The 11,558-nt window shown below is 50.0% G+C and carries 8 protein-coding genes; 4 read left to right on the forward strand and 4 right to left on the reverse strand.

What is annotated here, in order from left to right:
- Window positions 1–126: 126 nt before the first annotated feature.
- The 4 genes from DW947_RS13695 to DW947_RS13710 all read left to right on the forward strand — a co-directional run bounded on the left by DW947_RS13695 (window position 127) and on the right by DW947_RS13710 (window position 7,240).
- Entirely contained in the window at window positions 127–2,397 is a 2,271-nt protein-coding gene (locus DW947_RS13695) for a GH92 family glycosyl hydrolase (protein WP_005828868.1), read from the forward strand.
- Window positions 2,398–2,418: 21 nt separating this feature from the next.
- Window positions 2,419–3,729 (forward strand): MFS transporter, encoded by a 1,311-nt coding sequence (locus DW947_RS13700; protein WP_117962691.1) that lies wholly within the window; start codon window positions 2,419–2,421, stop codon window positions 3,727–3,729.
- Between the two features lie 23 nt (window positions 3,730–3,752).
- Window positions 3,753–4,724 carry a glycoside hydrolase family 130 protein gene (locus DW947_RS13705; RefSeq protein ID WP_117962693.1) on the forward strand — a complete coding sequence of 324 codons (972 nt, stop codon included), beginning with the start codon at window positions 3,753–3,755 and terminating at the stop codon, window positions 4,722–4,724.
- A 272-nt stretch (window positions 4,725–4,996) separates the two neighbouring features.
- Window positions 4,997–7,240, forward strand: a complete 2,244-nt coding sequence (locus tag DW947_RS13710; protein ID WP_117962695.1) for a GH92 family glycosyl hydrolase — start codon at window positions 4,997–4,999, stop codon at window positions 7,238–7,240.
- 78 nt (window positions 7,241–7,318) lie between these two features.
- Here the strand turns inward: DW947_RS13710 and DW947_RS13715 are convergent, their stop codons facing one another.
- The 4 genes from DW947_RS13715 to DW947_RS13730 form a co-directional block, all read right to left on the reverse strand.
- Window positions 7,319–8,845 (reverse strand): ATP-binding protein, encoded by a 1,527-nt coding sequence (locus tag DW947_RS13715; protein ID WP_117962697.1) that lies wholly within the window; start codon window positions 8,843–8,845, stop codon window positions 7,319–7,321.
- Window positions 8,846–9,283: 438 nt separating this feature from the next.
- On the reverse strand, window positions 9,284–10,168 hold the full coding sequence (locus DW947_RS13720; RefSeq protein ID WP_057282037.1) for a TraB/GumN family protein: 885 nt from the start codon (window positions 10,166–10,168) through the stop codon (window positions 9,284–9,286).
- Window positions 10,169–10,245: 77 nt separating this feature from the next.
- Window positions 10,246–10,758, reverse strand: a complete 513-nt coding sequence (locus DW947_RS13725; protein ID WP_005828855.1) for a C40 family peptidase — start codon at window positions 10,756–10,758, stop codon at window positions 10,246–10,248.
- Complete coding sequence (locus DW947_RS13730) at window positions 10,755–11,558, reverse strand: ABC transporter ATP-binding protein (protein ID WP_057282038.1); 804 nt, start codon at window positions 11,556–11,558, stop codon at window positions 10,755–10,757. Before DW947_RS13730 ends, DW947_RS13725 begins: the two co-directional genes overlap by 4 nt.

Consider the following 11,558-nt stretch of genomic DNA (forward strand, 5'->3'; position numbering starts at 1 on the left):
CTTGAACCTTTTCATACATGAAACAAAGGAGGGCTTTGCTCAAAGTAATAGGGCGGCCCTCCTCAAGCATTCTCATATAACAAGATTCTATTATGAAGCTATACACCTACTTATACAATAAACAATATGAAGAAAAACATGAAATCTAGTTCCATACTGTTGGGCGGACTTTTTCTGCTGGGGGCGGTTTGCAGCTGTACCCAGACGGCACCGGACTATGCGTCTTACGTCAATCCGTTCATCGGTACGGGTGGACATGGGCATACCTATCCCGGAGCGGTAGTTCCCAACGGGATGATTCAGCCCAGCCCCGACACGCGTATCTACGAGTGGGATGCCTGCTCCGGATATTACTATGCAGATACTACTATCAACGGATTTTCACATACCCACGTCAGCGGTACGGGTTGTGCCGATTACGGGGATGTGCTGCTGATGCCCACTGTAGGTCGGCAGGATTACCACTCCATGGGCTCGAAGAGCCAGCAGATGGCGTACGCCTCTGCCTTTTCCCACGAGAATGAAACAGCCGAACCGGGATATTATTCCGTATTTTTGGACCGCTACGGGGTGAAAGCCGAACTGACCTCTACCAAACGTGCGGCGATTCATCGCTATACCTTCCCGAAAGCGGAAGATGCAGGTTTTATCCTCGACCTGGATTACAGTATCCAGCGCCAGAAGAATGAACAGATGGAGCTGGAAGTAATCAGCGATACTGAAATCCGTGGACGCAAGAAGACTGTATATTGGGCTTTCGACCAGTATATCAACTTCTACGCTAAGTTCTCCAAACCATTTACCTATACGCTGGTCACGGACTCCATGGCATTGGACGAAGGCGGTCCGCTTCTGCCTACAGCTAAAGCTTTACTGCAATTCCAGACGGAGCCCAATGAAGAGGTATTGGTAAAGGTAGGTGTGTCTGCCGTGGATATGGACGGTGCCCGCAAGAATGTGGAAGCCGAAATCTCCGGATGGGATTTTGACGGTGTGCGCCGTGCTGCCCGCCAGCAGTGGAACACTTATCTTTCCAAGATTGACATCGATACGAAGGACAACGACCAGCGTACCATGTTCTACACGGCACTTTACCACACGGGTATGCAGCCCAACTTGTTTACCGATGCTGACGGACGTTACTTTGGTATGGACTTGAAGCCCCATCAAGGCAGGGTGGACGAGCCTATCTACACCATTTTCTCTTTATGGGACACTTTCCGTGCCTATCATCCGCTGATGACGATTATTGATCCTGAACTGAACGAGGCTTTCATCCGTTCGCTCATCCAGAAGTCCCGCGAGGGCGGCGTCCTGCCTATGTGGGAACTGGCCGGAAACTATACGGGTACCATGATTGGTTATCATGCAGCCTCCCTCATAGCGGATTCTTATGTAAAGGGATACCGTAACTTCGACGTGCAGGAGGCTTACAAGGCTTGCCTCCGTACGGCAGAATACGATACGACGGGTATTATCACCCATCCTTTGGTTGTGCCGCATCTGATGCCGCAGGCCAAGTACTGGAAGAACAAGATTGGCTACGTGCCTTGCGATAAAGACAATGAATCTGTGGCTAAAGCGCTGGAATATGCTTACGATGACTGGTGCATCTCCGTACTGGCAGGTGCTTTGGATGATGAAGCCAACCGTGACAAGTATGCGGCTTTTGCCGAAGGATATAAAGTTTATTTCGACCCGAGTACTCGCTTCATGCGCGGACTGGACAGTGAGGGCAACTGGCGTACGCCTTTCAACCCCCGCGCTTCCAATCACCGTAATGATGACTATTGCGAAGGTACGGCATGGCAGTGGACTTGGTTCGTTCCCCACGATGTGGACGGACTGGTGGAACTGATGGGAGGACGCGACGCCTTCATCGGCAAGTTGGATTCTCTGTTCACGGCCGATTCCAAGCTGGAAGGTGAATCGACCTCGGTGGATATTTCCGGTCTGATAGGCCAGTATGCCCACGGCAATGAGCCAAGCCATCACATTGCCCATCTCTACAACTACGTAGGCCAGCCCTGGCGTACGCAGGAGATTGTGGATGAGGTGCTGCATACGCTTTACTTCAACAACCCCGACGGACTTTCGGGCAATGAAGACTGCGGACAGATGTCTGCATGGTACATTCTGAATGCGATGGGCTTCTATCAGGTATGCCCCGGCAAGCCGGTATATTCCATCGGACGCCCGCTGTTCAACGAGGCGACCGTTCATCTGAAAGACGGCAAGTCGTTCAAGGTGATAGCCCACAACAACAGCCGCGACAACAAGTATGTGCGGAGCATTGTGCTGAACGGCAATAAGTTGGAGACTCCATTCTTCACGCATCAGGATATAGTGGACGGCGGTACGCTGGAGCTGACTATGGGCAGCGAACCGCTGAAGTGACACAGATAATATACAGAAGGGATGAGCCGAAAAAATCATAATCCTATATCGTGGGTCCCCACCGTATATTTTGCCATGGGATTGCCGTTCGTGGTGCTGAACATGGTTTCTGTGCTGATGTTCAAGGGGCTGGGTATCGGTGACGCGCAGATTGCTCTGTGGACGTCGCTCATCATGATGCCCTGGACGCTGAAGTTCCTTTGGAGTCCGTTCCTTGAAATGTTCAAGACGAAGAAGTTTTTCGTGGTACTGACGCAGATGGTTACCGGGGCAGGCTTTGCTCTGGTAGCTTTGGCGTTGCAGTTGCCGGTATTCTTTGCGGTGTGCATTGCACTGCTGGCGGTGATTGCCTTCAGTGGAGCCACACACGATGTGGCTACGGACGGTGTCTACATGTCGGAACTGAGCAAGCAGGACCAGGCCAAGTACATCGGTTGGCAGGGAGCCTTCTACAATATAGCGAAGATTGTAGCGTCCGGTGGACTGGTCTGGTTGGCAGGTGCTTTGTTGGTAGGCTTCGGTGGAGTGGAGGGTGCCACAGAGGCAGTCCGCTACGAAGCTACCCGGCATGCATGGATGACGGTGATGCTGATATTGGCGGCGGTGATGCTGCTGCTTGGCTTCTATCACATACGCATGTTGCCGTCGGGCGGTGCGGCCGCATCCGGTGCCAAGTCGGCAAGGGAGACGTGGGAGCAGTTGGTGGCGGTAATCAAGGATTTCTTCTTGAAGAAGCACATCTGGTACTATATAGCGTTCATTATCCTTTATCGCCTTGCCGAGGGCTTTGTCATGAAGATTGTCCCCCTTTTCCTGAAGGCGGAGCGTTCGGCAGGCGGCTTGGGACTGAATGAGCAGCAGATAGGCTTGTACTACGGTACTTATGGGGCGGCAGCCTTTGTGCTGGGTTCACTGTTGGCAGGCTATTACATTTCGCACCGGGGATTGCGGCGGACGCTGTTCTCTCTGTGCTGCATCTTCAATCTGCCCTTTGTGGCGTATACCCTGCTTGCCATGTACCAGCCGGAAAGCGAATTGCTGATAGGCAGTGCCATCGTGCTCGAGTACTTCGGTTATGGTTTCGGTTTTGTGGGACTGACTTTGTTCATGATGCAGCAGGTGGCGCCGGGAAAGCACCAGATGGCACATTATGCCTTTGCTTCGGGCATCATGAATCTGGGGGTGATGTTGCCGGGCACAATCAGCGGTTTTGTCAGCGACTGGCTGGGATACGAGGCGTTCTTCACCTTCACGCTGTTTGCCACCATTCCGGCGTTCCTCATTACGTACTTCATACCGTTTACGTATGCCGATGAGAAGAAACAACAATAACCAATTAATAATATAGAGCAATTATGAGCAACAAAATCACAATGCCTTGGGAAGAACGGCCGGCAGGCTGTAAGGATGTAATGTGGCGTTATTCGGAGAATCCCGTAATAGACCGCTACCATATTCCGTCCTCAAACAGCATTTTCAACAGTGCGGTGGTTCCGTTTAGAGATGGTTATGCCGGTGTGTTCCGTTGTGACAACCGGGCGGTGCAGATGAATATCTTTGCCGGTTTCAGCAAGGACGGCATCCACTGGGAAATAGAGCATGAACCCATTCGGTTCAAGGCCGGGAATACGGACATGATAGAGTCCGAATATAAATACGACCCGCGCGTGACATGGATTGAGGACCGTTACTGGATTACGTGGTGCAACGGCTACTACGGTCCCACCATCGGTATCGGCTATACTTTCGATTTCAAGGAGTTCTTTCAGTGCGAGAATGCTTTCCTGCCTTTCAACCGCAACGGTGTATTGTTGCCTCAGAAGTTCGATGGCAAATATGCACTCTTGAGCCGTCCCAGCGACAGTGGCCATACGCCTTTCGGAGACATTTACATCAGCTTCAGTCCCGACATGAAGTTCTGGGGCGAACACCGCCATGTGATGGCTCCTACGCCTTTCCCCGAAAGTGCCTGGCAGTGTACCAAGATAGGGGCAGGTTCGGTACCGTTCCTCACGGACGAGGGTTGGCTGATGTTCTATCACGGCGTGATAACCACTTGCAACGGTTTCCGTTACTCCATGGGAGCAGCTATTCTGGATAAGGACAATCCTGCCAAGTTGCTCTACCGCACCCGTGAGTATCTGCTTGCGCCTGCTGCTCCTTATGAGTTGCAAGGTGATGTTCCCAACGTGGTGTTCCCTTGCGCAGCATTGCAGGATGGAGAACGTGTGGCTGTATACTACGGTGCAGCCGATACGGTAGTGGGGCTTGCCTTTGGCTATATCCGCGAGATTCTGGAGTTCACGAAGCGCACAAGTATTTTGTAAGTACCAAGCAGTTGGCGGGCGCTTGGTATTGCTGAAAAGCGTCTACCGTAACTGTCTTATATTTAGTGCAATATCACTGCAAAGATACTGCATGCTTTTTGCAGTGTTACTGCAAAGCTGTTGCAGTGCCACTGCAAAGCCGATGCAGCGACATTGCAAAGCCGTTGCATCGCCACTGCAAAAGGCATGCAGTAGCACTGTAGAGTGCATGCAATGACACCGGCATGGGCAGCGTGCTCACTAACTAATAAAGAACAAATCCTTACTGTATTATGAAACGACTGATAACTTTCTGTATCATCTCCTTTGGAATGCTCACGGCATCTATGGCTGCGGAGAAGCAGCCGACGGACTATGTGAATCCCTTTATCGGTACCACCAACTTCGGTACCACGAATCCGGGAGCCGTCTGTCCCAACGGAATGATGTCCGTAGTGCCCTTCAACGTGATGGGCTCGGAGGACAACAAATACGATAAAGATGCTCGCTGGTGGTCTACTCCCTATGAGTATCACAATTGTTTCTTCACCGGATATTCGCATGTCAATTTGAGCGGTGTGGGCTGTCCGGAATTGGGCTCTCTGCTGCTGATGCCCACTACGGGAGAGCTGTCCGTGGATTATAAGGAGTATGGAAGCCGCTATAAGGACGAGCAGGCATCCCCCGGATATTACAGCAACTTCCTGACCCGCTACCATGTGAAGACGGAAGTGACGGCAACCCCTCGCACGGGTGTGGCGCGTTTCACCTTTCCTGCCGGGCAAAGCCATGTGCTGCTGAATCTGGGCGAAGGTCTGACCAATGAATCGGGAGCTTTTCTGCGCCGGACGGGTGAATGCGAGTTTGAAGGGATGAAGTTGCTGGGAACTTTCTGCTATAATCCGCAGGCCGTTTTCCCCATCTACTTTGTGATGCGTGTCAACAAGCAGCCCTCCGCTTCGGGCTACTGGAAGAAGCAGCGCACCATGACCGGTGTGGAGGCCGAATGGGATCCCGATAACGGACGCTACAAACTTTACACCGGCTACGGGAAAGAGCTGGCAGGAGATGACATCGGCGCTTATCTTACATTCCATACCGAAGAGGGCGAGCAGGTGGAAGTACAGATGGGAGTCTCTTTTGTGAGCATGGAGAATGCCCGGCTCAATCTGGATACCGAACAGAAGGGCAAGGACTTTGCCCAAGTGCTGGAGGAAGCTCGCCGCCGCTGGAACGATGACCTCTCGCGCATCCTTGTGGAAGGAGGTACGGAAGAGCAGAAAACCGTCTTTTATACGGCACTCTATCATACGCTGATACATCCCAATATCCTGCAGGATGTGAACGGGGAATATCCCGTTATGGAGAGTGACAAGATTCTGACCACCAAAGGCGACCGTTATACCGTCTTTTCCTTGTGGGACACTTACCGCAATGTGCACCAGCTTCTTACGCTGGTATATCCCGAACGGCAGTTGCAGATGGTGCGTTCCATGCTCGACATGTACCGTGAACATGGCTGGCTTCCCAAATGGGAACTCTACGGACGTGAGACGCTGACCATGGAAGGTGACCCTTCCATCCCCGTCATCGTCGACACCTGGCTGAAAGGTCTGCGCGACTTTGATATAGAACTGGCCTACGAGGCCATGCGCAAGGGAGCCACCCTGCCGGGGGCGGAGAACCTGCTCCGTCCGGACAATGACGACTACGTGTCATTGGGATATGTGCCCCTGCGGGAGCAGTATGACAATTCCGTTTCGCATGCCCTGGAATACTATATTGCCGACAATGCCTTGTCGCGCATAGCCGCTGCGCTTGGCAAGAAGGAGGATGCCCGTCTGTTCCACGAACGTTCGCTGGGCTACAAGCATTATTACTGTAAGGAGTACGGTACTTTCCGTCCCATCTTGCCGGACGGAGAATTCTATGCTCCTTTCAATCCTATGGAAGGTGAGAATTTTGAGCCCAGCCCCGGCTTCCACGAAGGCAATGCTTGGAACTATACTTTCTATGTTCCCCACGATGTGAAAGGGCTTGCCCGGCTCATGGGTGGAAAGAAGCCGTTCGTAGACAAGCTTCAGCGCGTGTTCGACGAAGGACTGTACGACCCTGCCAACGAACCGGACATTGCATACGCCCATCTTTTCTCTTATTTCAAGGGTGAGGAGTGGCGCACGCAGAAAGAGCTGCACCGCCTTTTGCAGAAGTATTTCAAGAATGCCCCCGACGGAATTCCCGGCAATGATGATACCGGAACGATGTCCGCTTGGGCTATCTTCAATATGATGGGCTTTTATCCGGATTGTCCCGGAGAACCGGCATATACGCTATCTACTCCGGTATTTGATAAAGTAACCATAAAGCTCGACCCTAAGTATTGGGGACGCGACCAACTGGTGATAGAGACGGAACGCCCGTCGGCAGAGTCGCTTTATATCGGTGAAATGGAACTGGGAGGAAAAAAACTGTCCCGATATCGTATCACTCATGAAGAACTGGTGCAGAGTGGAAAACTGCGATTTAGTCTTCGATAGGTATTGTGAGTCAGGATAGCATCGGTGATGGTTTAGGTTGCCCGTCGTTGACAGAGTTCATGTCAGTGGCGGGCTTTTCTATGCAGGTTGGCTACCGGCAGGTTGATAGGGTATTTCGAACCAGAATTCGGAACCTTTCCCCGGAATAGAGCTGACGCCCACTTTTCCGTTCATTTTCTCGGCAATCATGGTGCAGATGGAGAGTCCGAGGCCCGTGCCTTGTTTAAAGCTGTTTAGCTTGACAAAGCGTTCGAATACATCCTTTTGCTTTTCGGGAGGAATGCCGCAGCCGGTATCACGGACAAAGAAGCGAATCCTGTCTTCTTGCGGCAGGTGATAACCAATGTCGATGAAACCTTCTTCCGTATGCTTGAGGGCGTTTGACAGATAGTTGTTCAGTACTTGTCTTACCCGTTTGGGGACTGTGTGAATAATACAGTAATCCGCACCGGGCAGGAGACGTATACTGACTTCGGACGGAAGTTTCAGTTTTGCCATCGTCTGCATTTCATCAAGCGTCTTGTTTACATCCATATCTCCTTCTGTGAATTCGAGAATGCCAGCTTCGATGCGTGACAGGTCGAGAATATCATTAATCAGTTGCAGCAGCAGTTGGGTGTTTTCTTCGATGATATGTATGTATTCCTTTGTATCTTCGTCTTGTATATAATCGGAAAGTATGGAGGAGAATCCGACGATGGCGTTTAGCGGAGTACGTATCTCGTGGCTCATGTTGGCGAGAAAAGCCGATTTCAGGCGGTTGGCTTTTTCTGCTTTCTCTTTGGCTGCCAGCAGTTCGGTGATGTCCAGTGCAGAACTGACAATCCACCTCTCTTTCCCTTTGTTGTAGGACACCAGCGTTTTGTGAAACGACAGAATATACTCTCTGCCTTTGGGATTGACAAAGTGTTTGATGTAGGACTGGGGAATTTCCGACTCTTCAACTTCTTTGTCTGTCTCCTGAATGAAATTATCTTGCATTAGGGGGTTGAACTCCTCTTCATAGTGTCCCACAATATCCTCAGCGGGGACTTCCATCATCTCTGCCGCTTTTTTGTTCCATATCAGGTAACGTCCTTCATCGTTTTTATCTTTTACTGTAGTGGCGATGGGGAGGTTCTCCAGAATACTTTCAAGGAAGAAACGGTATTTTTCGTTTTCCCGGCGTTGGACTTCATCTTCCGTAATGTCGCGTATGAAGGCTATGACATAATTTCTGTTGAGGTAGACCATGCGCACTGCGATATATAGTTTCTCACCACTTTCTATTCTTATCTTTAGGGTCAGGCTGTCCGAAGTGCGGGTATTCAGTACGCGTAACAGCGACGTCATGTATTTCCGGCATTCATCGGCGTCTGTCACTAAATTATTGATATTTAGAACTCCCGGATTCAGGAACGGAAGTCTGTTTGCCTTTTCGGTAGGTGTATTAAGTAGTTTTACGACAATACCTTGTCTGTTCAGCAGATATACTGGAATGTCTATTGCCCGGATAATCTGTCTGTTCAGACTTTTGTATTTATGATTTATCCAGTATAGAAAGCTTGCAGATGTAACGGCAATTAACAGAAATAACTGTACTTCTCCAAATAATGTAAGATGCATACGCGGTGTCTTTCATTTCGTCTGTCCCCATTGACGAAGGTTATTATATAAAAAGCGCGAGGACTGTTATTGTCTATCTGCATTCGAGGCTCTGGAAAATGCCCACACCGTTAATAGACAACAGCCCCCACGCCTAAGTATATAATAACATAGACGTGAAGAAACTGTTGCTATTATCCTGCGGTGTTTAAGAGAATTTTCCAGATTCCGAATAGCAGGGATAATAACTTTCGCTTCTTGCGTTCTTATCGAATCGAGTCAAAAGTGACCGTTATCACTATAACAGCCAAGACTTTGGTGCAAAAGTAGTATATTTTTCGGGATGTACGGTATGATGAGGGCAATAAAGTGTGTATGCAAACAAAGCGTGATGGTATTTGACCGTCACGCTTTGTATAGCTTGCCATTAAAAATTGTTAGAGAGAATTGTTAGAGGATTTATTTCATGGCTTCTATCGTATATCCTTGTTGTTTCAGAAGGTTCAACACTCCATTGTCTCCGGGCAGGTGTCCGGCGCCGACTACGAAAAGGGTAGGGGCTTCTGTCATGATAGCAGGCATCTTTTCAACCCATGCCTTGTTGCGGTTGTCCAGCATGGCTTCCATCTCTCCAGGCAGCGGGTCGCATGAATTGCCGTCGCGCTCTTCCATCAGTTGCAGCATGGCATCCAGGTCCTGCTTTTCATAAGCGGCAATCAGGCGCTTGCTTTGCTCGATACCTTTCTCGATGTCACTGATAGCGCAGTAGAGGAGGTTTGCCTGGCGTTGCAGCGTCTGGCTGTTGAACAGAATGTCTATTTGTGACTGGGCTGTTTCCAGACCGCCAACTTTCTTGCCTTGCTGTCCGGCCTGCTGCTGGAAGTAAGTGTCGAGCTGTTCTTGCGGGTTGAAGCCCGGAGTATGTTTCATGTAGAGCAGGACGACAAGCTGCTGGTTGATGGCAGCCGGTTTCAGTTGAGCAAGCATGGCGATGTCTACCATCATATTCTCTTTTACAACTTTGCCCACTTCTTCGTATTGTTCGGGAGTAAAGAGGCTTTGCAGCGTGGTGTCTTTGGGCATCATCATCTGCTGTTGCATGCTTTGCATGAAGGCGGGAGTCGCCATTTCGCTCATCACGACCTCACCGTAGACTTGGGTGGTTTCGCTCATGGCCTGCGGCATGGCGGCAATGCTGTCCTTTATACTGAGTGGAGAGAGGTGATAAGTACCGAAAATATAGGATGGTTTCTCTAATCCTTTACCGGATACTTTCCATAAAAGTTGTGCATTGGCGCTCAGCGCAATGCTGATGAATAAGAGGATGCCTAAAAGTTTCTTCATTGTTTTCTTCTTTTAATAGTTTCTGGACTATCAGTCGGGACAGAGTAAAGAAAATCACAAGAAGGGAAAAATTAGTATTATTTTATTCTTCCTCCGCAGAGCCAGTGTTGGGTGTAATATTTTTCCCGGAGGTTGCTGACTATGACTCCCTGGCTGGTGCTGGCATGTATAAACTTGCCGTCCTTGAGGTAGATGCCTACGTGTGCCACTTTTTTGCGGGAAGCACGGCTGGTGAAGAACACCAAATCTCCCTCACGCAAGTTGCGGCGGGAGATTTTGCTGCTCTCTTTCAGTTGCCCGTCTGTGCTTCTCGACAGACGGGTGTGATAAACTTTCTTATACAGTTGCGATACCAGTCCGGAGCAGTCCGTTCCACGCTTGCTGTCACCGCCTGCACGATAGGGGGTGCCTATCCATTCGGAGGCATGGATGTACAGCTTGTGGTTGTCCTGCAGTTCAATATCCACTCCCAAACGGACGGATGCCTGTGCCAGGGCTTTGTAGTCCAGGCGTGGCGCGGAGGTATGGCAGGAACTTAGACCTATCAATATGATGGTAAGAGCTACTATATAAGAAAGATATTTTTTCATGCTTCCGCGTTTTTTTCTTCTACCGTTTTTTCTTCTTTTTCCGTTATTTCTTCTACGGCTTCTTCTTCTACCGTTTCTTCTACTACGGCTTCTTCCTCCACGCCGACGTTGAAGTAAGCTTCCAGTTCCTGCTCGGCAGAGTTGTTCTCATTTCGTATATCGCGGATAATAACACCGTTTTCCAGCAATGCAATACGCGGGCAAACGTCCACTGTATGATTTAGGTTATGGCTGGAAATGATGACGGTGGCTCCGTGTTCTTCATTGTATCTTTTCAGCAAGTGTTTGATTACGGACTGTGAACTGGGGTCAAGGAAGTTGAACGGTTCATCCAGAATCAACAGTTGCGGATGGTGGAGCATGGCGGAGATGATGCCGATTTTCTGCTTGTTTCCGGCAGAATAGTTGCGGATGAATTTCTTCTGGCCCATTACTTCGCCGTTCATGAAGCGTTCGAAGGGAAGCAGGCGTTCGTCTACCTCCTCTTTCTTCAGACCATACATCTTACCGATGAAGTAGAAGTATTCTTCGGGGGTGAGGTAGTCTATCAGGAAACCGTCGTCTATAAAGGCTCCCGTGAAGTTCTTCCAGTCCTCACTTTTGCTGACGTCAATGTCATTGATGGTTACATTGCCCCGGTCTGCCTGCAGCAAGTCAAGAATCAGACGGAAGAGGGTGGTCTTGCCTGCACCGTTGTTGCCTACCAGTCCCAGCATATCGCCTTGCCCGATGGTGTAGTTCTCTATATCTACGGCTTTTTTTGTGCCGAAATTCTTTTGTAAATTGTTGATGCGTATCAT

The organism is Bacteroides sp. AM44-19, assembly GCF_003603395.1.
In the GTDB taxonomy this organism is placed as follows: Bacteria; Bacteroidota; Bacteroidia; order Bacteroidales; family Bacteroidaceae; genus Bacteroides; species Bacteroides uniformis.

Coding starts and splice junctions, on each gene's coding strand:
- DW947_RS13695 (WP_005828868.1), top strand. CDS start 127: ATGAAGAAAAACATGAAATCTAGTTCCATACTGTTGGGCGGACTTTTT.
- DW947_RS13700 (WP_117962691.1), top strand. CDS start 2,419: ATGAGCCGAAAAAATCATAATCCTATATCGTGGGTCCCCACCGTATAT.
- DW947_RS13705 (WP_117962693.1), top strand. CDS start 3,753: ATGAGCAACAAAATCACAATGCCTTGGGAAGAACGGCCGGCAGGCTGT.
- DW947_RS13710 (WP_117962695.1), top strand. CDS start 4,997: ATGAAACGACTGATAACTTTCTGTATCATCTCCTTTGGAATGCTCACG.
- DW947_RS13715 (WP_117962697.1), bottom strand. CDS start 8,845: ATGCATCTTACATTATTTGGAGAAGTACAGTTATTTCTGTTAATTGCC.
- DW947_RS13720 (WP_057282037.1), bottom strand. CDS start 10,168: ATGAAGAAACTTTTAGGCATCCTCTTATTCATCAGCATTGCGCTGAGC.
- DW947_RS13725 (WP_005828855.1), bottom strand. CDS start 10,758: ATGAAAAAATATCTTTCTTATATAGTAGCTCTTACCATCATATTGATA.
- DW947_RS13730 (WP_057282038.1), bottom strand. CDS start 11,558: ATGATACGCATCAACAATTTACAAAAGAATTTCGGCACAAAAAAAGCC.